Genomic DNA, 22,625 nt, shown 5'->3' with positions numbered 1-22,625 from the left:
CGGATTGCAACGCGTCGCGATCTGGGTAGGTGGAAACCTGTGCGCTTGTGTACAAAAACGCAAAAGGAAACTTCGCCTGTCCAGCATCTCAGATGGACAGAGCGGCCCGAACTCGCTAGGACGCAGACGTTTGCCAAAAAAAAGGAGTGCCCCATGTCTGATGACCGTCTGATCGTAGCCCTCGACGTACCCAACGCCCTGCAGGGTCTGGCTATGGCCGAGCGCTTGGGGGACAGCGTTTCGTTCTACAAAATCGGGTTGGGCATGCTGACCGGCGGTGGACTGGCATTGGCCAATGAGCTGAAACAGGATCACGGCAAGCGCATTTTCCTGGACATGAAGCTGTTCGACATCGGCAATACAATTGAAAGCGCCGTGCGGGGTCTGGCGCAATTCGATCTGGATTTTCTGACCGTGCATGGTGATCCGCATGTGGTGCGTGCCGCCAAAGAAGGCGCAGCGGGCAAAGACCTGAAAATCCTCGCGGTGACGATCCTGACCTCATTGAACCGCGACGATCTGGACGCAAGTCTTCTGAAACCCGGCGACGTGCAAGACGTGGTCGTTGAACGCGCCGCCAAAGCGTTGGAGGCCGGTGCTGATGGCGTCATCGCGAGCCCGCAGGAAGCCGCTTTGATCCGCGCGCTGCCGCAGGCCGAGGGGCGTTTGATCGTCACTCCCGGCGTGCGCCCGGCGGGCGCAGCGCTTGGTGATCAGAAACGTGTGGCCACGCCGGCCAATGCCATCCAGGACGGCGCAGATCATATCGTCGTTGGACGCCCGATTTATCAGGCAGAGGATCCGAAAGCCGCCGCCGAAGCGGTTTTGGCCGAGTTAAGTTCTCTGAAAGTGCACTGAACGGATTCACCGTTTCAGGCGTTTTTTGTGCTCAAATGCCGCCGCAAGAGATTGACCTAACGTCAATTTTTCAGAAATCCGCGCCAAATCGTCCCTGTGCCAGAAAACACACATTCAAAAAGTGAGTTTTGCCAAAGCGACCTTCATCCTATCGGGGATCGTAAATCTTGGCGATTCTCAAGGGGAATTACTCCCCAACGAACCATCTCTTCCTGAGGTTCGTTACTTCCCCCCGCGATGCTGCGGGGGGTTTTCTTTTCTCCGAATGATCTTTGAACACTGTTTGGGGATGATATAAAGAACCCCCAAGTCAACTGCGGAACATACGAGGACGCAGATGCCCGGTCTTTGCCGAGATTGCCTGACCCCTTTGACAAACGAACGGCGCTGCACGGCCTGCGGCAGCCCCAGGGTCAAGTTACACCCCGAACTATTTGACCTGTCGATCGCTCATATGGATTGCGATGCTTTCTATGCCTCGGTGGAAAAGCGTGACAATCCGGAGTTGGTGGACAAGCCAGTCATTATAGGCGGCGGCAAGCGCGGTGTCGTTTCAACAGCCTGCTATGTGGCCCGGATTCGCGGCGTGCGTTCCGCCATGCCCATGTTCAAAGCGCTGCAACTGTGCCCGGATGCTGTCGTGATCAAACCGCGCATGTCCGTCTATGCCGAAGTGTCACGCGACATCCGCGCCATGATGGACGAACTGACACCCGTGGTCGAACCGCTGTCTCTGGACGAAGCTTTCATGGATCTGTCGGGTACCGAGCGCCTGCACGGAGCACCCCCTGCCGTCATGCTCGCGCGTTTGGTCAAACGCATGAAAGATGAACTGGGTGTGACCGGGTCAATCGGGCTGAGTCACAACAAGTTTCTGGCCAAGGTTGCCTCGGACCTTGACAAGCCACGCGGGTTCTCGGTGATCGGCAAGGCGGAAACGGCAGAGTTTTTGAATGACAAACCCGTGCGGTTGATCTGGGGGATTGGTCCCGCTGCGCAGGAATCACTGGAACGGGCGGGAATCCGAACCTTCAACGACTTGCTGCGTTGGGATCAGGAGGCTCTGACTGCGCGCTTTGGCTCGATGGGGTATCGCCTGTGGCATCTGGCACGAGGGCAGGACAAGCGGCGTGTATCTGCCCATGAACCGATGAAGTCCATCAGCAATGAGACTACCTTTTTTGAAGACACCGCCAACCCTGATGTTCTGGACGGTCACTTGTGGCGCATGGCCTTGAAAGTGTCTGACCGCGCTAAAGCCAAGGATTTGGCTGGCCGGGTCGTTACCTTGAAGCTGAAGAAAGCAAATCACAAGATTCTGACGCGGCGCGTCTCATTGCGGGACGCAACGCAGATCGCAGACAAGATTTATCGCACGGCAAGGGGGCTTTTTGATCAGGTGGGCGATCAGGGGCCGTATCGCCTGTTAGGTTGTGGTCTGTCCGATCTGTGTTCCTCGGATCAGGCCGATATTTCTGGCGACCTGCTTGATCCGGGCGCCGTCCGCAGATCGCAGGCCGAGCGAGCCACAGATGAGATCCGCCAAAAGTTCGGAGCTGAAGCCATCGTGAAGGGCCGCGCTTTGCGCTAGGCTCATTCCGCAGCCAGACGGACCGGTTTTGAACCGATGCTGGAGATTTCGCGAACCACTTGCCGAAGGAGTTTCGAAAACGCCATGAAGTTGGCGTTTGGGGCAATCTTTTCTTCGTCCATATACAAGGCGCGGTCGATTTCGATCTGTATCGCATGCTGCTGACGGCTTGGGCGACCGTAGGTCTGAGTCACGTAGGCCCCGGCAAACGGGGCATTGCGCGCCACATTCAGACCCGCCGACGCAAACGCCGATTCAACGTGGTCCACAATCTCGGACGTGGCCGAAGCACCAAACCGATCCCCCAGCACGATTTCGGGCCGTTTGTTTCGGGTCGTGCCAGCCATGGCCACCGCCTCATGCGGCATCGAATGGCAATCCACGAGAATGGCCTGACCGAATTTCTCATGCGATTCGGCAAGCAAGGATTTCAATCGTGCGTGATAGGGGCGCCAATAGGTGTCGATGCGCAGCCGCGCTTCGTCCATGGTCAGTTTGCCGCTGTAAATCGCCCGCCCATTGGCCACGACGCGGGGGATCACGCCCAGCCCTGATGCAACCCTTGGATTATGCCCGTGCCTGCGTGCACCGCTGATCAGCGCCGGGTCCAACTCGTCCAAACTGCGATTCAGGTCCAGATAAGCACGGGGCATGGCCGCCTTTATCAAAGGCGCGCCATATTCAACGGCTGACGCAAAAAGTTGATCAACAAATGCGTCTTCAGAGGACCGAATCACGCTTTGGTTCAGAACGGACCGCTTCAGAAATGCTTCGGGATAATCCCGCCCGCTATGTGGGGATGAAAAAACCACGCATGAACTGCGGTTTTCGGGCATATCCAATACAAAGGCTGCGTTCTGCATGATCTCTCCATGTTCGTAATCAACATAGACCGGAAAATAGTTCTTCCAAACCCCTTGAACCCCTTTGCGACTCCTTTTATAGACCCCGCTACCGGCGCGGGGATCCGCGCCCCATTTCGTTATGGGGCTGGGCACGCAAAGGGAAAGTGGGCGGTTAGCTCAGCGGTAGAGCACTTCGTTGACATCGAAGGGGTCACAAGTTCGATCCTTGTACCGCCCACCATGATTTCACTGTTCCGGGTTTCCGGGGCACCCGACTAACCCAGGCGCTGGCCACGTCCTTGATGAAGGCGCCGCAGATTGGAGACAGACCATGAAGGTCAAGAACTCGCTCCGCTCGCTCAAGAACCGGCACCGTGACTGCCGTATTGTGCGTCGCAAAGGCCGCGTCTACGTTATCAACAAGACGCAGCGCAAGTTCAAAGCTCGTCAGGGCTAAGAACTGCACAACACTGATTTAAAAAACCGCGCTTTCGAGCGCGGTTTTTTTGTTTTCCACGCCAATGGGTGTAACGTGGTACCCTTGCTTCGATAGTGCGGAGCGCGAAGTTCATGCGAGAACACGGCATCAACGTATTGGTGGGAACGACCAAGGGCACTTTTATTGTCTCAGGTGACCATAACAGATCAGATTGGAAAGTATCAGGCCCGCATTGTGAGGGCTGGCCTATCAACCATGTCATCGGCGATAGCAGGACTGGCACACTTTGGGCCGGGGGTGGTGGTGACTGGCATGGTGCCGGTGTCTGGCGATCCGAAGATTGCGGTGAAACCTGGGAGGTAACGAAACTCACCAGTGGTCAAATGGACGAGTGGGCTGCGAACGACCCGGATTTTGCCCGGATGATTGGCTGGACCGGAGAGCCCGCACCTTTCGCTGATGAGTTTTCACAAATCTGGTCTCTGCGCTATGAGCATGGAACGTTGTATGCGGGCACGAAACCGGCCCGCTTGCTGGCCAGCCATGACAACGGTCGGACCTGGAATACGGTCGAGGGTCTGACAAACCACCCTTCGGCACCTGATTGGAATCCCGGTGGTGCGGGGCTGGTCTTGCATACAATCGTGGCGGATCCAAATGATACGCAAAAGCTCTGGGTCGGCATCTCGGCCGCAGGTGTTTTTGCGACTGAGGATGGCGGTTCAAACTGGGAGCGGCGCAACAGGTTATCCAACGCCGAGGCCTGTACGCACCATGATCATCCCGCAGCCCCCAGAAATGGTGAGACGGGGCATTGCGTCCACAACATGGTGCAGGCCCCCGGCGCCACGGATCTGCTGTATCAACAAAATCATCACGGGGTCTGGCGCTCTCCTGACGGGGGGCGCAGTTGGGAAGACATCACCGAAGGCCTGCCGTCCACTTTTGGGTTTCCGATCCACGTTCACCCGCGTGACTCAAACACGATCTGGACCTTGCCATTAAACGGGGACAGCATCGGGCGTTATCCGCCTGATGCCGCCGCCGCAGTATGGAAATCCACCAACGGAGGCGCAACATGGAAAGATCAGCGGTGCGGTCTGCCGCAGGAGAGTTGCTTTTTCACTGTTCTACGCCAGGCCATGGCCGGAGATTGCCGAGACCCCGCCGGTATTTATTTCGGGACCAATAGCGGCTCTGTTTTTGCCAGTGTGGATGAAGGGGACACTTGGATAGAAGTAGCGCGCCACTTGCCCACAATCCTTGCAATTGAGGTTCTTGATCGCGGGTGATCCATTCGTTGCAGCATATACTACTTTCTCTTTCGGACACCTCTTGCACGTACGGATGTGCCTCGTATGAGCACCTGCGATCATTTTCCCAAGTAAATCTGTCGGATTTCCTTGCATCTGACCGAGAATCATATAATTGAGCAAATCAGTCGGATTATGGGCCGACACGAAATTCAATTGTTGGGGCACACTATGCTGAAATCCACAACCTGCCTGGCCGCCGCTCTGTCGGCATTGATCGCAACCTCGGCCGCTGCCGAAGGCGAGCTGAACCTCTATTCGTCACGCCACTATGATACCGACGAACGTCTGTACACGGACTTTGAAGACGCCACTGGCATCAAGATCAACCGGATCGAAGGCAAGGCGGACGAGTTGATTGCGCGCATGGAGGCAGAAGGCGCGAACTCTCCAGCAGACGTGATGTTGACCGTCGATACCTCGCGCCTGGCGCGCGCCAAAGATGCGGGCATCCTACAGTCGATCGAAAGCGATACTCTGGAAGAGCGAATCCCCGCTAACCTGCAGGATACCGACAACCAGTGGTTCGGTTTCTCACAGCGTGGTCGGATCATCTTTTACAACAAAGAAAACGTCACTAATCCGCCGGCCACTTACGCGGATCTGGCCAAGCCGGAATACAAAGATCTGATCTGCATCCGGTCATCAACCAACACCTACAACCAGACCCTGCTGGCCTCGATCATCACACATGATGGAGCAGAAGCTGCAAAGTCCTGGGCTGAAGGCGTGGTCGCCAACATGGCGCGTGATCCACAGGGCGGTGACACTGACCAGCTGCGTGGCATCGTTTCAGGTGAATGCGATATCGCTGTGTCGAACACCTATTACTTTGCACGTGCAATCCGCAAAGATGTCAAAGGTCTGTCTGCTGACCGCGACATGATCGGCTGGGTCTTCCCCAACCAGGACAGCTATGGCGCGCATATGAACCTGTCGGGTGGCGGCGTCGCGGCGCATGCGCCAAACAAAGACAATGCGATCCTGTTCCTTGAATATCTGGCAAGTGATCAAGCACAGAAATATTTCTCGGCGGGCAATGACGAATTCCCGGCGGTACAAAGCGTTGAGCTGGCGGAATCGGTAAAGGCACTGGGTGAGTTCAAAGCTGACGAAGTGAACCTTGCGGACGTCGCCAAGAACATCCCGGAAGCGCAGAAAATCTTTAACGAGGTTGGCTGGAAGTAATCCGCTGCATCGTTAAAAGTTTGCAAAGGGCGTGGAATTTCTACGCCCTTTCTCATTTACAAGTTAAAATTTTCAGGATACTTTTCTCACATACGAAAACTATTCTCGTTTGTGATCTATGCTCGATAACCTGTCAAACCGCCTCGCCTTTCGCTTGAACGAGTTTCGCCATGGGCGCGGGTGGTCGCTGGATCAACTGGCCGCTCTGAGTGGGATCAGTCGCGCCACGCTGTCCCGAATGGAGAAAGGTGATGTCAGCCCTACGGCAGAGAATCTTGGCCGCCTCTGTGCTGCTTATGACCTGCCCATGTCGCGACTATTGATGATGGTCGAAGACAGTTTTGACCCCAAGGTGCCGTTTGAACGCCAGACCGAATGGCGTGATCCTGAAACGGGCTTTACCCGCCGCGCAGTATCACCTCCTGCAAACGGCCTGAACGCAGAGGTCGTGGAATGCCACCTTCCGCGAGACACGGTCATCACTTACGAGACGCCGCCCAAATCCGGGCAGGAACATCATCTGATCCTAATCGATGGCGCACTTACACTGACTGTTGACGGAACACCCCATGCGCTGAGCGCCGGAGATTGCCTGCGTTATCACCTGTCAGGCCCGACCCGGTTTGAAACCGGGGCATCGCGCGGTGCGCGCTATGTTTTGGTGCTGATATGATCTCGCGTCTGAGCGATCCCGATTTCGGCGCAGCGCTTGATGATCTGGCAGAAATCCTCCACGCCTGTGTTCACGACGGGGCCAGCATTGGCTTCATACTTCCGTTTACACTGGAAGATGCACGAAGGTACTGGCTGCAAAACGTTCTGCCGGGGCTCAGGTCCGGCGCATTGGAGGTGTTCGTCGTCCATGACAAAGGGCGCATTCTGGGCACCGTTCAACTGATCCCGGCGGCCATGCCAAATCAGCCGCACCGCGCCGATGTCGCGAAGCTTCTGGTGCACCCGAATGCCAGACGGCGGGGTTTCGGTCGCGCTTTGATGGATGCCCTCTTTCAACATTCGAAAGAGTTAAGGCGCACGATGCTGGTCCTTGATACGCGCAGCACCGATCCCTCACGACTGCTTTATCAGGACCTCGGATTTCAGAGTGCAGGCGAAATACCGAACTACTGCCGAAACCCGTTCGAACCCAAACTGGAACCCACAACCTATATGTATAAAGACCTGTCTGTCTGACGCCGGGCGGCGGCCCTATTCCGCCGCTGTCACTTTTTCCGGGAACTTGTTCGGCAACAGCCCCAACTGGCGCGCGCGACGAACATCTGCCAGAAGGTCGCGATCTGCGGCTTCAAACAACTCTTCAGGGTCATCCAGAACAAAATACCCCATCTGATGCATATCGATCCGATACGGCGTGCGCAAAATGGTCAAGATGTCGAACGGGTCCCGATCCGGGATATCGCTGCTCACGGCATAGATCAGTTCAGTCGGCGACGATGCCAGCCCCGATCCCAACGCCTTGATCTGACCGTTCTGACGGCGCAGGCCAAACTCAATTGAAAACCAGTATAGCCGGATCAGCCAGGCATAATCGGCATCGTCCGCCTGTTTCCCGGCCTGGCCGATGGCATGGCTGAACGCAGCAAAACGTGTGTCGCTCAACAACGGAGTATGACCGAATATCTCGTGAAAAATGTCGGGTTCTTCGATGTAGTTGAAATCTTCGCGGGACCGAATGAACGAGGCCGCGGGAAAGACGCGATCCGCCAGCATACCGAAAAACGTCTTGAAGCCGATCAGGGCTGGAACCGGCTGCACCCGCCATCCCGTCAGGTCCAGCAACCGGTCAGAAATGTCCGCGCAGGAGGGTACCCTTGTCTTCGGCAAGTCCAGTCGGGCTAGCCCGTCCAGATATTCTCGCGCCATGTGGCGCTGCACATTGCCTTCTTGCGCTGCATACAAATCGGCCCAGACAGCGTTTTCTTCGTCAGTGTAGGCGATGTGGCCCCGCGCATCGGCGACCTTTGCGACATATTTGGTCGATTTGGGCATCCGTTTCCTCCTGCTTGCCAACAGGATAGCGCGCAGAGTGCGGTGGATTTGTTTTGATAATCGAAAGACTCGCGATAATATGAATGAAACGTCCTGACAAATATCTAAAAACGAAATAAATGCTTCATCCTGCTGACATAGACATTCTGCGAGAGCTGCAACTAAGCGGGCGCCTCTCGATGCAGGAACTGGCTGACCGAACCGGGTTGTCGGCCTCGCAATGCTGGCGTCGTGTACGCGACCTTGAAGCATCCGGAGTGGTTACGGGCTATCGCGCGCAAGTCCCCGCCAAGGCCGTCGGTCTGAACGCCATCGCCTACGTCCATGTTGCGTTGAAGGATCATCAGGAAAAGAGCATCTCGGACTTTTTGCGGCTTGTCGAAACCGAACCACAGATCGTCGAATGTGCCTCGATCACCGGGGATCATGATTTCATCTTGAAAGTTTATGCGAAGACACCCGAAGATCTGGAGGTGTTTATCATGCAGCGTCTTTTGAAGTCCGGCCTCGTCCGGGACACCCGCAGCAACTTTGTTCTTCGGCAGACCAAGACGCGTGGACCTTTGCCTATTCTTTGAACCCGGTACGCGTTTTTGTCAGGTGCAATCACAGCCAAATAGACACGAGACAAAAAACGCCCGGTCACCTGATAGGGTGCCCGGGCGATCGACATTAGTTTGAAGGTTCGCGCTTAGAAGTGAGCCGACTTCGTGTCCGCCGGTTTTTCAATCGGAGGGGCGAATTTGGTCAGGTCGATGCCTTCGACGGCAGCTTTGTATTCCTCGACGTTTGGGGTCCGACCCAGGATGGCCGACAAAACTACGACGGGGGTTGAGGCGAGCAGGCTTTCGCCCTTCTTGTCCGGCGCATCTGCAACAACACGGCCCTGGAACAATCGGGTTGAGGTGGCCAAAACCGTATCGCCTTTGGCGGCTTTCTCCTGATTGCCCATGCAGAGGTTACAGCCCGGACGTTCGAGGTACAGGATGTTCTCGTACTCGGTGCGGGCCTTTTCCTTCGGGAACAGGTCGTCGAATTCGAAACCCGAGTATTTCTCGAGCACTTCCCAGTCGCCCTCCTCCTTCAATTCGTCGATGATGTTGTAGGTCGGAGCCGCGACCACCAGTGGTGCCTTAAATTCGACCTTACCGGTTTCCTTTTCAAGGTTCTTCAACATCTGGGCGACAATCTTGATATCACCTTTGTGCACCATACATGAACCGACAAAACCCAGATCCACATGCTTTTCAGCATTGTAGTAAGAGATCGGGCGGATCGTATCGTGAGTGTAGCGCTTGGAGATGTCGGCGTTGTGGACGTCGGGGTCAGCGATCATCGGTTCGTTGATCTGGTCCAGATCGACGACGACCTCGGCGAAGTATTTCGCGTTGTCGTCGGGTTGCAGAGCAGGTTTTTCACCCGATTTGATCTCGGCGATGCGTGCATCAGCGATATTGATCAGCTTCTGCAGCATGCCGTTTTCATGCTCCATACCCTTGTCGATCATGATCTGGATGCGGGACTTGGCCAGTTCCAGTGACCCGATCAGTGTTTCGTCATTCGAGATACAGACCGAGGCTTTGGCTTTCATCTCAGCAGTCCAGTCGGTGAACGTGAAGGCCTGGTCCGCCAGCAGAGTGCCGATATGCACTTCGATCACACGGCCCTGGAAAACGTTGTCGCCGTGCTGTTCCAGCATTTGCGCCTGTGTGGCATGCACCACATCACGGAAATCCATGTGATCGGCCATTTTGCCCTTGAAGGTGACTTTGACCGATTCCGGGATCGGCATCGAGGCTTCGCCGGTGGCCAGCGCCAGTGCCACGGTGCCCGAGTCTGCACCAAACGCTACGCCCTTGGACATACGGGTGTGGCTGTCGCCGCCGATGATGACTGACCAGTCATCCACGGTGATGTCGTTCAGCACCTTGTGGATCACGTCGGTCATCGAATGATAGATGCCTTTGGGGTCACGGCCGGTAACAAGGCCGAAATCATTCATGAATTTCATCAGACGCGGCGTGTTGGCCTGCGCCTTGGCATCCCAGACCGATGCAGTGTGACACCCGGACTGATAAGCCCCATCAACGCTTGGCGACACCACCGTCGCGGCCATCGCCTCAAGCTCTTGCATGGTCATCAGGCCGGTGGTGTCCTGCGACCCCACGATGTTGACCTTTACACGCACGTCCGATCCGGCGTGCAGGGTCTTGCCCGGTGTTGTGCCGACGGCGTTCTTGTTGAAGATCTTCTCGACTGCGGTAAGGCCCTGGCCTTCGTGGCTGATCTCTTTGGATGGTGCAAAAACCAAAGGCGCTTCGACACCCAGTGTTTCTGCCGCGATGGTCTGCAATTTCTTGCCAAAGACAATGGCGTATGAGCCGCCGGCCTTCATGAATTCCACTTTTTGCGGAGTGAAGGACGAGGATACGTCCACCAGTTCGTCACCATCTTCGCTCAGCAGCTTGTGGTCTTTGGTGTTGATCTTCAAAACCGTGCCGGTTGCAACCGAATACTTCTCTTCAAGAATCGGGTTGCCGTCGTTGTTCAGGATTGCGTTACCGTCTTCGTCCACCTTCTTGACCCAGTTTTTCAGGTCGAGGCCGATGCCGCCGGTCACGCCAACGGTGGTCAGAAAGATTGGCGAAATGCCGTTCGTGCCAGCGACGATCGGGGCGAAGTTGACGAAGGGCACATAAGGGCTGGCCTGATTTCCGGTCCACAGCGCCACGTTGTTCACGCCGGACATACGCGACGAGCCCACACCCATGGTCCCTTTTTCCGCGATCAGCATTACGCGTTTGCCGGGGTGCTGAAGCTTAAGACTTTGAATTTCCTCTTGCGCCGCCTCCGAGATAAAGCACTTGCCGTGAAGTTCGCGGTCAGCACGTGAGTGTGCCTGATTGCCCGGCGACAGAAGATCTGTCGAGATATCACCCTCGGCCGCGACATAGGTCACGATTTCGATTTCTTCATCGATATCGGGCAGCTTGGTGAAGAACTCAGCCTTGGCATAGCTTTCCAGAATGTCCCGTGCGACTGCACTGCCAGCTTCGAACGCCTCCTTGAGGCGGTCGGTGTCGGCATCATACAGGAAGACCTGCGATTTCAGAACTTCGGCGGCCTGCTCGGCAATCGCGGCATCATCACTCAGCGCCAGGTCCAGCAGAACCTCAACCGAGGGGCCGCCCTTCATGTGTGACAGCAATTCAAACGCGAAGGGTACCGAGATTTCCTCGACCACGGTTTCACCCAGAACGATTTCTTTCAGGAACTTCGCCTTTTCACCTGCGGCGCTGGTTGTGCCCGGCAGCGTGTTGTAGATGAAAAAGTTCAGCGACTCGTCGCGATGTTCATTCCCGGCATCCTTGATCTGGGCGACGATCTCTTTCACAAGAGCGCCATCATCGATGGGCTTTGGGTGCAGCCCCTGTTCTTTGCGGGTTTCGATCTCGCTGAGATATTCTGTGTAAAGGCTCATGGCTGTTCCGGCTATCTGCTTCTGGTGACGATTTACGCCAGGCTCGCGACGGTCTGGCCAGCCCTGGCATTCATTTGTATGCGGCGGTATACTAAAAGCTGCCAATATGCAAGATACCTGCCTGCGACCCGGTGTCCTGATGAATGGGGAAACAACAGTGAAGTGTACGGCGATGCGCTGGGTGGAGGGGGGCCGACCCTAACCCCCGAAAGCCGAAATTAACTCTTTCGCCAACGGCAAAGAGGAATAACCCATTCGGGATGGCGTTAACCCCATCCTCACAACAACCATGTCATGGGACGGGAATATTCCGATGAATTGACCGTCATGCCCCTGCAACCAAACCGCGTCTTCGAATGGTGGCAGGTCGCCCGGCGCTTCCAGCCAAAGGTGACCTTTGGCATATTTCCCGTCCGAAACGGCAACGGCTTCAAACATCCAGTTCACAAACCCTTCGGGTAAAATCCGTGCGCCGTCCCAAACGCCATTTTGCAATAGAAACTGTCCATACCTGGCCCAGTCACGAGCTGTCGCATACATGTAGCTGGACCCGATAAAGGTATCACTGGCGTCTGCCTCGATAATTGCGGAAGTCATGCCAAGCGGTTCAAAAAGCGCCTCTTGCGGATAGGTCAACCCGCCGTCGGGCAGCTTGTCTTGCCACACACGGGACAGAATCGTGGACGTACCCGAGGAATAGTTGAAATCGGTGCCAATGTCGGTTTCGGGGGCGCGGCCAGCAGCAAAATCAGCCATGTCGTCGCTGAGATACAGCATCCGGGTTACGTCAGAAACGTCTCCGTACTCTTCGTTCCATTGCAATCCGCTGGCCATGGACAGCATGTCAGCCACGGTAATGTCCCGGCGAGAGTCCTTGGCCCATTCCGGAAAACTGTCGACGAGTGTTTCCGACACGCTCATTCGACCCGCGTTAATCAATGTGCCGATCAATCCAGCCGTGACCGTCTTGGTCATGGACCAGCCCAGCAATGGCGTGTTTGCATCGAACCCATGGGCATAGAGTTCGGCAACGATGCGCCCGTTTCGAACCACAACAACGGCCCGATATCCGTCCCCCACCAAGCTGTCATCCGACATGACGCTCTGAACCTTGGGATCCTGAGACAGGGCGACGTCATTACCATTAGGCCAAAGGCCTTCTGGCAAGGGATCAATTGCCTCAAGGGTCCGTGCGCTCAGAGATGCATCATGAACATTTGTGCAGCCTAGCCCCGGCCGAAACTGCGACGTGGCGGGCGCAAAGAACCGGAAGATCCGCGCTTGCACAGTTTGCGCGTCCCGATCAACCGTGATCGAGATTTGCCTAAGCAGCGGATGACCGGGCGCCTGCACGTCTACCGCCAGAACCTCGTCAGGATCGCGTCCGGCAATAAAGACGTTGGAACAGACGATTTTGGCAGAGTAATTCGTTCCGACTTTCAGCAGATCCGGCGGTGCAATCAACAGATAGCCGACCAAACCCACAGTGCCCAGAACCGCGACACCTGCAATTGTCTTCAATACCTTCCTGAACATCTGTCAGACATGCCCCTGCTGCCATTTTGTAAGAAAAGGTTAGATGCAACTGGGTCGGGTTTACTACTATTCCGTTACGTAGAGCTTTGATGCCGATCGATAGGTCAGGCGACTTTGAAGCAGACTGGGGCTCCCCAAGAATTGCCGTCAACGTGATGCCATTTCCTGTTCCAGTGTTCGATTTTCTATCGCCAACCTGGAAGCCGCGTGATGCAAATCACTTCATCCCACGCGCTCTGTGTCATTGTGCTGCAAAATCAGAGCGAGGGACGAAACATTGAAGAAGCTGTTTGTAATGGGCACAGCCCTGCTGCTGGCCGCCTGTGATCAGAGCCCGCAAAGCGATCCGCCGGATACCGGGGTGGCACCTACACCGACCAATGACAACTTGCGCCTGGTGGGTGGATACAGGTCGGAAGGGGATTGGTGTCAGCTGACCGGAGAGACCGCGTTTACCGTCAACTTTCTGGATCACACCGCCGATCTTGTCTCGTGTCCGACGGGGAGCGCGGCGGCACAATCTCTGGTGGATGATCTGGGTGCAATTCAGGTGGCAGAAACCGGAGGGTATACTGTTTATACAATCCAGCGCGAATAGGGTGAATGGCGGCACATGGTTCTGCCATCAGCGACGGAACCTTTTTTGTCTCACTTCCTTCATCCGACACCTAAGTCGACTTCAATGATCCTGACTTACGTAGTGGAAAATCAGGGCTGATTTGCGGATCAGACACTCTATTCGCAACAAATTCAGGCCCACAGCTGCGGATCAATTGCCGGTATGGGCTCTTTCCTCCAATCGATGCCCAACGCAGAGAATGGTAGCAGAGAGCCGATTGTGTTGAAAAACTCAAAAATGCAGGAGGTTCGAGTTTTCTGCGAACGGGCGATCCGTCGACAAAGTCCAAATCCAATATTGATGACAGTTGTTGAGACGCCCTCTGGCGGTTAGAGTCAGATTTTGGCCGACCCCTAAGCTGAAAAATTCTATCGGGCTTCTACGAGTAAATATGGACTCAAATTTGCGCAAACTCGGAGTTTTTCAACAGTATCAGCCCGCAGGCGCCGATGGTTGGCGGAGCGAATTCCAGCTGGAAACACAAAACTAACCGACCAACCGATTCCAAATCGATTGGTCCGTGTCAATCAGCCATCGGTATCCACCGCAACGCCCATTTGGCTCGCATGTTCGCGGTAGAGACCGGATTTGATCCTCCCTCAGCCTGCCGGATTGAACGCGTCGCATCCACATCGACGATGACGCCGTGATCGGTATCGATCAGATAGTTGTCGGAATAGCTAAAGAAAGCAGGGCTTTTACGTGCCGCCGTCCATTGGCTGGCCGGATCAGAATGGGATGTGAACTTCGCTTGCACCTCGCTGGCGGCACCGAATGCAGCTTCATCCAGCGCGTCGAGATACTCGCGAACGGCGCGAGTGGCACCCGTCGGGTCGATGTCGGATGCGTTACATTCTTCCTTGGGTGTGGAGTTCTGCTTGTTGGCATCCGCCTCGATTAGGCTGGTATCAATTGCCCGGCGCTGCCCGCTCACCAGACCTTCCGCGATGCAACGCGCCACAGTCGTCTCGAACAGGTGGCGCAGCAATTCATTCTCGCGGAACCGACCATGCCGGTTCTTGGAAAACGTTGAGTGATCAGGTGCGCGGTCGGTCAAATCGAGGCGGCAGAACCAGCGATAGGCCAGGTTCAAATGAACCTCTTCGCACAGGCGACGTTCTGACCGAATGCCGAAGCAATAGCCCACCAGAAGCATCCTGACCAGCAGTTCGGGATCGACCGATGGACGACCCGTGTGACTGTAAAAATCCGCGAGATGTGCTCGAATGCTGCTCAGATCAACAAATCGATCAATCGACCGAAGCAGGTGATCTTGGGGAACGTGGTTCTCCAATGAGAACTCATAGAACAGCGACGATTGCGCTTCCTGCCTCGATCCCATCATCGTTCAATCCCCCATCTAGTACGGAAATTGAATCAGCGACTTCGGCTTCGATCAAGGGCGAGTTTTTCAACGAAATATGGCCCTTTTGGGCACAAATGCCGCGATTTCTACGAACGCACGCTTTTCCCTTCAAAGCAGACATCAACTCGTGACATCAGGCGATACCAAATAAGTTCCAGTTTAGTGATTCTGATCGCCTTCTGTGTAGTAACCGGCCACATCTTCGACAAAAAGTTCAACTGCGCGCCTGTGTACGCTTGTAGATCGGGTCGCGAGGTAGAATGTCGAAATCCAGTTCAGCCGTTCGGGCGCCACGGCTCTGAGCTTGTCGTGATATTCCAGACTTGTCGCGAAATGCACTGGCAGGGCCCCCAGATAATGCCCGGTTTCAATTAGTACTGCCATCGCTTCCATATTCGCCACGACAGCACGCATATTGGTTGGTTTCAACTCGGGCGAAACGAATACGTCGTAAGATCTCTGGCAAATTTCATGCATTGTAAGATCTTCCAGACTAATTTCCGTGTCAGGCACGGCAAACAGCGGATGGTCGCGCCCGCAATACAATTGGTGCTCCTCGTCACACAGCTTGGTGTAACGCAGTTCCGGCACCTGATTGCGAAACGGAGCGATGGCTACGTGCAAATCGCCCGAGATCAGCCTTTGCGTCAGTTCGATCGGCGAAGCGACCACAATTTCCAGCTTGACTTCATTAGGACGATCCAGAAATCGCTTCAGCGATCTGGACAGGTGCAGATCCGTCAAAGTGTTAACCGCATCGACGATGCCAATCCGCAAATCGCCCGTCACTGCGTCGCGCAATTCCAGCAGTTCAGCGTCGAAATCCCGGACGTTACGTAGGACTTCTCTTGCCTTGTGATAGGCAATCTCGCCACGTTCGGTCAGGCGAAACCCGCCTCGCCCCCGTTCGCAGACACGATACCCAAGAGAATCTTCGAGGTCGCGGATTCGGATGCTGATCGCTGATTGGGTGATGCCCAACGCATATTGTGCGTCAGTGAATCCGCCGCATTCAACGACTGTCACAAAGGTTTCGAGCAGAGTATTTCTGAACAGTTTCAACGGCGTCGGCTTTCACAATATTCAAATGCTTTATTACATGAACTTTTGTTATGTGAACATAAGCAACATAATATTTTTTTGTGTAAAATTCTATGCTGTGCTGATTCCAATCTGACAACCAATAGGGATCAAAGGGAGGAACCCAGCATGACCTATACTCTGCGGAATATGCGCACGACGGCAGCAGCAGCCTTGCTCAGTCTGGCACCACTCACCGCTCTGGCCGAGGACTGGAAATTCGCCATCGAAGAAATTCCGGGCTCGATCATGGACGCCTATGCGCAAGAGTTCAAATCGCGGATCGAGGCGGCCACAAATGGTGACGTGACTGTCACTGTCTACCCGATGGGCACACTTGGCACGCCAACCGAAACGGTTGAACAGGCCGCTGACGGTGTCATCCAGTTCACCAACGTTTCCATCGGCAACCTTGGTACCGTGGTTCCGGAAAGCCAGGTCTTCCTGCTGCCTTACCTGTTGCCTTCCGATCCGGCAGCGATTTCAAACATCCTCAGCAGCTCGGAAACCATCTATGGCCCGCTGAACGACGATTTCCGCAAGCGTGGTCTGGAAGTTCTGACCATGTACTCTGAAGGCCCACAGGTCTGGACCACCAATCGCGAGATCCGTACGCCAGAAGATTTCGACAATTTCAAAATGCGGGTGATGGTGTCGCCGATCCTGGTCGAGACCTATAACAACATGGGCGCAAGCCCGACACCGCTGCCGTTTGGCGAAGTGTTCGGCGCGCTGCAGTTGGGTGCAATCGACGGTCAGGTCAACCCGATCCCGACTATCGAAGAGATGAAGTTTTATGAAGTCACCAGCCACCTGATCTGGGCCGGCGAGCAAGAGCTGGTCACTACGGTCGTGGCCGGTTCAGACTGGTTCGAAACGCTCAGCCCTGACCGTCAGCAACTGGTGCGTGACACCATGGCAGACATGACCGGGTTCATCGATGGCGTCGTCACCGACTTCAACCAAAAACGCCTCGACATCATCAAAGAAGCCAAACCGGATATCGGGCTGGTTGTCCTGAGCGAAGAAGAACGCGATGCATTCCGCGAGCGCAGCACTGGCACTTCGGCGACCTATGTGGAAACCGTCGGCCCGCGCGGTCAGGAACTGCTGGACGCGCTTCAGGCAGAATTGTCGGGCAACTGATCCCTCCCCAAGAATATCGCTTAAAACTCCCTCACGCGTTTAGCGCGTGAGGCTTTCAAAAAGGGGGGACACGATGGAAAACGGTACTGCCACTCCTTTCGGCTTCTTGGGAAAGATTGATGCCGTTATCGGACGGATCGAAGTCTGGATCCTGGGCTGGGGGATCATCCTGATGGCCGTCAACACCATCGCCAATGTTTTTGGACGGTATGTATTTAACCAGTCCATCTATTTTTCCGAGGAACTGAATGAGTTCCTGATCGTCATCGTCACTTTCATGGGACTGGGTTACGCCACCCGCAAAGGCATCCATATCCGCATGTCGGCGATTTATGACGCGCTGCCAATCAAGCTCCGTAAGGGTTTGATGGTGGTGATTGCGGCCACCACGGCCGTCGTTATGGCGGTACTGGCCTGGTACGCACTGGAATATGTTCAGAAAGTCGCCGCGCGTGGGCGCATCACTCCGGCGCTGCAACTGCCGCTGTATCTGACCTATGTATGGGTCGTGATCGGCCTGACGCTGGCTTCGTTCCAATATCTGCTGACTGCAATTCGCAACCTGAACTTCGCCGAGGAAGAGGTTTACGTCTCGTACCTCGAAGTTGACAGCTACGAAGATCCTGAAACCGCAGCCGCCATCAAGAAATTCGAAGACTCCACGGAGGCAGACAAATGACCGAATTGATGCTTGCTGTCATGATCATCCTGCTGCTGGCGGGCTTCCCAATGAAAATGCCGCTGATCTCGGCCGCGGTGCTGGGGTTCCTGGTCTATTTCCCCACGATGAACATGCAGATTCTGATCCAGCAGATGATCGGGGGCGTAAAGCCCGCCGCGCTGATCGCGGTGCCAATGTTCATTCTGGCCGCTGACATCATCACACGCGGCCATTCCGCCAACCGGCTGATCGACCTTGTAATGAGCTTCATGGGCCATATCAAAGGCGGTCTGGCGATTTCCGTCACCTCGGCCTGTGCGCTGTTTGGCGCGGTCTGCGGTTCGACTCAGGCGACCGTTGTGGCCATCGGAGGCGCAATGCGACCCCGGATGCTGAAATCGGGCTATAGCGACAGTTTCTCGATCGGCCTGATCGTGAACGCTGCTGACCTTGCCTACCTGATTCCGCCCTCTATCGGCATGATCATCTATGGCGTGGTGTCGGGCACGTCGATCTCACAACTGTTCATCGCGGGCATTCTGCCGGGGTTGCTGATCGTGGTCCTGTTCTCGGCCTATTGCATGTACTACGCCTATCGCCACGACATTCCCGTCTTGCCACGTGAAGGCTGGGGGCAGCGGTTCACCGCGCTTCGCAAGGCGCTGTGGCCGATGGGCTTCCCGGCCATCATCGTGGGCGGCATCTATGGCGGCGTGTTTTCTCCGACCGAGGCGGCCGCGATCTGTGTGCTCTATGCGGTCATCCTTGAGGTCGTGATCTTCCGCTCGATTAAGGTGAAAGACCTGTTCGACATCGCGTTGTCCACCGGAGCAATCACCTCCGTCGTGTTCATCCTGATCGCGGCCGGCGCGGCGTTTAGCTGGACACTGAGTTTTGCGCAGGTACCACAGACCATCATCGCTGCGCTAGGTTTGGAAAGTGCCAGCCCCCTGATGGTGCTGCTGGCCATCAACATAGCCTTCTTTGTCGGTTGCATGTTCGTGGACTCGATTGTCGTGATCCTGATCCTTGTTCCGATCTTTGCGCCCATGATCAAGGCCAGCGGGCTTGATCCGGTACTGGTTGGCGTGCTGATCACCTTGCAGGTCGCCATCGGTGCGGCAACACCGCCCTTTGGCTGCAATCTGTTCACAGCCATCGCAGTTTTCCGCCGCCCCTTTGTTGAAGTTGTACGTGGCGTGCCGCCGTTCCTGATCATCCTCCTGATCGTAACCGGACTGCTGATCGCTTTCCCCCAAATCGCCCTGTTCCTGCCGGAACTGGCCTATCGCTAAACTATAAGAAACGGAGAAAATCATGTCGGGACATGGTTATGAAGCTGGTCGTCTGAATCTGCCTTTTGTCGGCATCTCGACCTTTGGCAAAAAGCCCTATGTCGAGAACTGGGACAAGATCGACGCGGATGTCGCGATCCTTGGCGCGCCGTTCGATTTTGGCTGTCAGTTCCGCTCGGGCGCACGGTTTGGTCCGCGCTCGGTACGGGAGGCTTCGACGCTGTTCAGTTTTGGCCACGCCGGAGCCTATGACCACGAGGACGACGCGACCTATCTGGGCAGCGACGTGCGCATCGTCGATCTGGGGGATGCGGATATCATCCACACCAAGACTGAGGAAAGCCACGCCAATATCGAATACGGCGTCAAAAAGATCCTCGATGCCGGTGCCATTCCGGTCACCATCGGCGGCGATCATTCGGTCAACATCCCCTGCATCAACGCCTTTGCCAAAGATTGCGCCGAAAACGGCCCGATCCACGTGGTCCAGATCGACGCGCATCTGGATTTTGTCGACGAACGCCACGGCGTCACCGTCGGCCACGGCAACCCGATGCGCCGCGCCATCGAGAAGGATTATGTCTCGGGCATGACCCAGCTGGGCATCCGCAACGTGTCCTCAACCGCCAAGGAGGGCTACGACGACGCACGCGCACGCGGTTCGGACATTCTGTCAGTCCGACAGGTGCGTAAGCTGGGAACGCAAGGTGTTCTGGATCGCATCCCCGAGGGTCGCCGCTATTATATCACCATCGACATCGACGCGTTCTGCCCCTCAATCGCGCCCGGCACCGGTACACCCAGTCATGGCGGATTCCAGTACTACGATGTACTGGAGATTTTGCAGGGTCTGACCAAACGGGGCGACGTGGTTGGGATTGATCTGGTCGAGGTGGCCCCGGCATACGACCCATCCGAAAGCACGCAGATTCTGGCGGCGCAGCTTTTGCTGAACCTAATCGGCTTTGTTTTTCATAATAAAAAGTAGGTTTCCTCCCTGGCGTTCTTCATCCCGGATGCCAAATTGCCCTGCCACGCAATCGATGACTTTTGCCTGGCGGGGTTTTCTTTCTACGCGGCCATGATCGTCGAATAGCGCGGCGCAGCGCTTTGTGGCGTCTTCATGATCAACTTGTCCAACGTCAAGTCTGCCACTGCGCGTCCGAGATGCGCATTTCCTTCCGAAGCCGCTTCAGTTCCTTCAATTTATCTACGCCCATTCCGCCGTTCCGCTTCCGCCAGCGGCAATAGGTCTGTTCGCGATTCTCTGATCCTCCGCTTCCTGAATTTAACGGTGGACACAATCAAATGGGGAGGTTCAGCCTGAATTCCTATTCCACCCGGCGGCTCAATTCTCAAGACCTGCTCCCAGTCTTGATCATCGAGCCAACGCGGGGGAAGCTCACTGCGCACCCTAAAGCATGCACCTAGGGTGCAAGCCATTTGAATGGTTCAGCAGGTACGAATTTTTCTGATACGTCGCCCGCCAGAATCGGATGCTCCTTTAATTCCAGCTTTTGAGGCTCACTGCCCTCTGACAAATCAAGCTTGTTGACGTCAACCCAATAGACATTGGGGCTGATGGCCGATTCAAAGTAGTATCTTCCACTTTCGTGATCCGCGACGGACCGCCAGACTGTCGTGGCAAGATTTGGTGCATCCGGGTCATTGATGCCGAGGGGAACCGAAACATTGCGGATGATGGAAAAGGCGGCCGCGGTTGCCATACGGGAATCCTCGAACTCAGGCACCGTATCAAGGTAGAAGGCCGCCCGTGTAAATCGATCTGCCGCACGATTTGTGCCCGGGAGCATAGACAGGCCGCCAACCTGTTCCCAATAGGCTGTCAAAGCAAGCTGTTCATCGTAAGTTGGCGAGTTTGTCATGACCCGGTACTCGTCACCGTGATGCACAATGAGTTCGCCGCCGACGTATTCGAAGATCGCAGAGTCTCCGTTCTTGTCAGACAGTGAAAGATGTAATCCGGCTTCGTGGCCGTTGGGAAGACGTGGAGCTACCATGGCGAACGGCTGTGCTGACAAACCTTCAACCGCCTCTGCGACCGTAGCATAATTGTCGAGCGCATATTGAGCCCAGGCACCGACGGACAGCGTTGGCTTACCTTCTGCCACACCATAGTCAGCTTCGGCCAAATAAAGCAGGTTTGCCACAAGGCCGGCTTCGTTCATGCCGTCGACGGTGCCAATGTCATAGCCCGACAAGGTGATCGATCCATACTTGGACACCCATTCTATCGAACCTTCGCCCAGACCTCCGTCCCGCGTCATGCCTTTGGGAAACGCCCAGAAATCCGATCCGACATCCTCGAACCAGTCCATACTTCTGGCTGTGATGAAGCTGTCCGTTCCGGTTTTGTAGAGTAACCGGGTGCAAGCATCGGCAGATACTGCCATTGCTGACACAGCGCAGATACCGCTGATCCCGGCCAGCAGATTTCGAGCAGTATTTTTCATTTTGAAACTCCGTGTTGTATTTCGAACGACGACCAATTGGAAGATCGGAGAATTCAGGCGCTCAAGTGTTGCACAGAACCTGTGAAATGCCCTGCGGCATGCCTTCCGGTTTCACAATTGCAGCGGACTTTTACCAATTTTCCCGACCAACTGACTTCGCAACCTCTATCCAATGACGCTGTGCCCGCGGGCCTGCATGCAATTCACCAGAACCTGGCGCTGAATCAACTCATCGTTGTATTGACCTTTGACCGAACCAAGTATTCCGCCTGCGACTGCCCCGCCAACAGCATCATACCTATCTCCGATCATGGCACCGGTGAGGGCGCCGTCGATTGCGCCGAATGTAGCGTCCATTCCTCTTTTGCCGGATTGATAATTTACGGCCAGAGCGGTGCAGTGTGCCTCGTCCTGAGCAAAGCTCGCATTCCTTGTGCCGTCCACAGCAAGCGGTTTCTGCATCGGGTACTGAGTGCATGCGGTTAAGCCAAGTACAGCAACGAGAACGAGTTTTTTCATAATCGATTCCCTTCAGATCGAGAATATTGGCCTTATCGACGAGGGTTCAGATCGGCCATTCCCTGAACACTGTTCACATAGGTGGTCGCGGGTTTGTGAAAAGGGTGATTTCGACAATTGGACGCTGCGTAAAATAAAATTTTGCCTGCGATGGCTGCTGACATGTTCGCATTGTTCTGGGTATCGGAATGAGAAATGCTAGCGACT

Annotated in this window: 20 protein-coding genes, 1 tRNA gene and 2 pseudogenes; 14 read left to right on the top strand and 9 right to left on the bottom strand. The window is 55.4% G+C overall.

All coding sequences use genetic code 11. The annotated features are described in order from the left end of the window. Window positions 1-153: 153 nt before the first annotated feature. Both pyrF and ACR0K5_RS22770 read left to right on the top strand, forming a co-directional pair. A complete protein-coding gene (pyrF, locus tag ACR0K5_RS22775) occupies window positions 154-858 on the top strand; it encodes an orotidine-5'-phosphate decarboxylase (protein ID WP_480631832.1) in 705 nt (234 codons plus the stop codon). Between the two features lie 337 nt (window positions 859-1,195). Continuing rightward, the gene (locus tag ACR0K5_RS22770; protein ID WP_480631831.1) at window positions 1,196-2,449 is read left to right on the top strand and encodes a DNA polymerase IV; all 1,254 of its coding nucleotides are present in this window, start codon (window positions 1,196-1,198) and stop codon (window positions 2,447-2,449) included. Window positions 2,450-2,451: 2 nt separating this feature from the next. Here ACR0K5_RS22770 and ACR0K5_RS22765 read toward each other — a convergent pair whose 3' ends face one another. After that, the gene (locus tag ACR0K5_RS22765) at window positions 2,452-3,312 is read right to left on the bottom strand and encodes an N-formylglutamate amidohydrolase (RefSeq protein ID WP_480631830.1); all 861 of its coding nucleotides are present in this window, start codon (window positions 3,310-3,312) and stop codon (window positions 2,452-2,454) included. A gap of 148 nt (window positions 3,313-3,460) precedes the next feature. Between ACR0K5_RS22765 and ACR0K5_RS22760 the strand changes: the two genes are divergently transcribed. The 6 genes from ACR0K5_RS22760 (at window position 3,461) to ACR0K5_RS22735 (ending at window position 7,425) form a co-directional block, all read left to right on the top strand. Continuing rightward, window positions 3,461-3,535, top strand: a tRNA-Val gene (locus tag ACR0K5_RS22760). A gap of 90 nt (window positions 3,536-3,625) precedes the next feature. Continuing rightward, on the top strand, window positions 3,626-3,751 hold the full coding sequence (ykgO, locus tag ACR0K5_RS22755) for a type B 50S ribosomal protein L36 (protein WP_008755722.1): 126 nt from the start codon (window positions 3,626-3,628) through the stop codon (window positions 3,749-3,751). Window positions 3,752-3,864: 113 nt separating this feature from the next. Beyond that, complete coding sequence (locus ACR0K5_RS22750) at window positions 3,865-5,025, top strand: WD40/YVTN/BNR-like repeat-containing protein (RefSeq protein WP_480631829.1); 1,161 nt, start codon at window positions 3,865-3,867, stop codon at window positions 5,023-5,025. A 192-nt stretch (window positions 5,026-5,217) separates the two neighbouring features. Then, window positions 5,218-6,234: a Fe(3+) ABC transporter substrate-binding protein gene (locus ACR0K5_RS22745; protein WP_480631828.1), complete on the top strand. Its 1,017-nt coding sequence runs from the start codon at window positions 5,218-5,220 to the stop codon at window positions 6,232-6,234. Window positions 6,235-6,352: 118 nt separating this feature from the next. Beyond that, window positions 6,353-6,907, top strand: coding sequence for a helix-turn-helix domain-containing protein (locus tag ACR0K5_RS22740; RefSeq protein ID WP_480631827.1), 555 nt, complete (start codon window positions 6,353-6,355; stop codon window positions 6,905-6,907). Then, a complete protein-coding gene (locus tag ACR0K5_RS22735; RefSeq protein ID WP_480631826.1) occupies window positions 6,904-7,425 on the top strand; it encodes an N-acetyltransferase family protein in 522 nt (173 codons plus the stop codon). Before ACR0K5_RS22740 ends, ACR0K5_RS22735 begins: the two co-directional genes overlap by 4 nt. Window positions 7,426-7,440: 15 nt before the next feature. On the opposite strand, the gene ACR0K5_RS22730 is transcribed toward ACR0K5_RS22735, so the two are convergent. After that, entirely contained in the window at window positions 7,441-8,262 is an 822-nt protein-coding gene (locus ACR0K5_RS22730; RefSeq protein WP_480631825.1) for a phenylalanine 4-monooxygenase, read from the bottom strand. Window positions 8,263-8,360: 98 nt separating this feature from the next. Between ACR0K5_RS22730 and ACR0K5_RS22725 the strand changes: the two genes are divergently transcribed. Further along, on the top strand, window positions 8,361-8,819 hold the full coding sequence (locus ACR0K5_RS22725) for an Lrp/AsnC family transcriptional regulator (protein ID WP_480631824.1): 459 nt from the start codon (window positions 8,361-8,363) through the stop codon (window positions 8,817-8,819). A 113-nt stretch (window positions 8,820-8,932) separates the two neighbouring features. On the opposite strand, the gene ACR0K5_RS22720 is transcribed toward ACR0K5_RS22725, so the two are convergent. After that, window positions 8,933-11,722, bottom strand: a complete 2,790-nt coding sequence (locus ACR0K5_RS22720) for a bifunctional aconitate hydratase 2/2-methylisocitrate dehydratase (RefSeq protein ID WP_480631823.1) — start codon at window positions 11,720-11,722, stop codon at window positions 8,933-8,935. Between the two features lie 198 nt (window positions 11,723-11,920). Continuing rightward, entirely contained in the window at window positions 11,921-13,258 is a 1,338-nt protein-coding gene (locus ACR0K5_RS22715; protein ID WP_480631822.1) for a serine hydrolase domain-containing protein, read from the bottom strand. A gap of 277 nt (window positions 13,259-13,535) precedes the next feature. Here ACR0K5_RS22715 and ACR0K5_RS22710 point away from each other — a divergent pair, with 277 nt between their 5' ends. Next, on the top strand, window positions 13,536-13,856 hold the full coding sequence (locus ACR0K5_RS22710; RefSeq protein WP_480631821.1) for a hypothetical protein: 321 nt from the start codon (window positions 13,536-13,538) through the stop codon (window positions 13,854-13,856). A gap of 568 nt (window positions 13,857-14,424) precedes the next feature. Here the strand turns inward: ACR0K5_RS22710 and ACR0K5_RS22705 are convergent. Then, window positions 14,425-15,222 (bottom strand): annotated as a pseudogene (locus ACR0K5_RS22705) (transposase); the annotation flags it as partial. A 180-nt stretch (window positions 15,223-15,402) separates the two neighbouring features. Continuing rightward, window positions 15,403-16,305, bottom strand: a complete 903-nt coding sequence (locus ACR0K5_RS22700; RefSeq protein WP_480631820.1) for a LysR family transcriptional regulator — start codon at window positions 16,303-16,305, stop codon at window positions 15,403-15,405. 147 nt (window positions 16,306-16,452) lie between these two features. Here ACR0K5_RS22700 and ACR0K5_RS22695 point away from each other — a divergent pair, with 147 nt between their 5' ends. The 4 genes from ACR0K5_RS22695 to speB all read left to right on the top strand — a co-directional run bounded on the left by ACR0K5_RS22695 (window position 16,453) and on the right by speB (window position 20,413). Continuing rightward, the gene (locus ACR0K5_RS22695; protein WP_480631819.1) at window positions 16,453-17,469 is read left to right on the top strand and encodes a TRAP transporter substrate-binding protein; all 1,017 of its coding nucleotides are present in this window, start codon (window positions 16,453-16,455) and stop codon (window positions 17,467-17,469) included. Between the two features lie 73 nt (window positions 17,470-17,542). After that, on the top strand, window positions 17,543-18,148 hold the full coding sequence (locus tag ACR0K5_RS22690) for a TRAP transporter small permease (protein ID WP_480631818.1): 606 nt from the start codon (window positions 17,543-17,545) through the stop codon (window positions 18,146-18,148). Next, window positions 18,145-19,425 (top strand): TRAP transporter large permease, encoded by a 1,281-nt coding sequence (locus ACR0K5_RS22685; RefSeq protein WP_480631817.1) that lies wholly within the window; start codon window positions 18,145-18,147, stop codon window positions 19,423-19,425. Before ACR0K5_RS22690 ends, ACR0K5_RS22685 begins: the two co-directional genes overlap by 4 nt. 22 nt (window positions 19,426-19,447) lie before the next feature. Beyond that, window positions 19,448-20,413 carry an agmatinase gene (gene speB, locus ACR0K5_RS22680; protein WP_480631816.1) on the top strand — a complete coding sequence of 322 codons (966 nt, stop codon included), beginning with the start codon at window positions 19,448-19,450 and terminating at the stop codon, window positions 20,411-20,413. Between the two features lie 134 nt (window positions 20,414-20,547). Here speB and ACR0K5_RS22675 read toward each other — a convergent pair. The 3 genes and pseudogenes from ACR0K5_RS22675 to ACR0K5_RS22665 all read right to left on the bottom strand — a co-directional run. Continuing rightward, a pseudogene (locus ACR0K5_RS22675) lies at window positions 20,548-20,684 on the bottom strand (IS3 family transposase); the annotation flags it as partial. Window positions 20,685-20,852: 168 nt separating this feature from the next. Next, window positions 20,853-21,899 (bottom strand): linear amide C-N hydrolase, encoded by a 1,047-nt coding sequence (locus tag ACR0K5_RS22670; RefSeq protein ID WP_480631815.1) that lies wholly within the window; start codon window positions 21,897-21,899, stop codon window positions 20,853-20,855. Window positions 21,900-22,064: 165 nt separating this feature from the next. Then, window positions 22,065-22,418 carry a hypothetical protein gene (locus ACR0K5_RS22665; RefSeq protein WP_480631814.1) on the bottom strand — a complete coding sequence of 118 codons (354 nt, stop codon included), beginning with the start codon at window positions 22,416-22,418 and terminating at the stop codon, window positions 22,065-22,067. Between the last annotated feature and the right edge of the window lie 207 nt (window positions 22,419-22,625).

It is taken from the genome of Ruegeria sp. AB9 (genome assembly GCF_056542585.1).
This window is presented reverse-complemented; position numbering and strand designations above follow the sequence as displayed.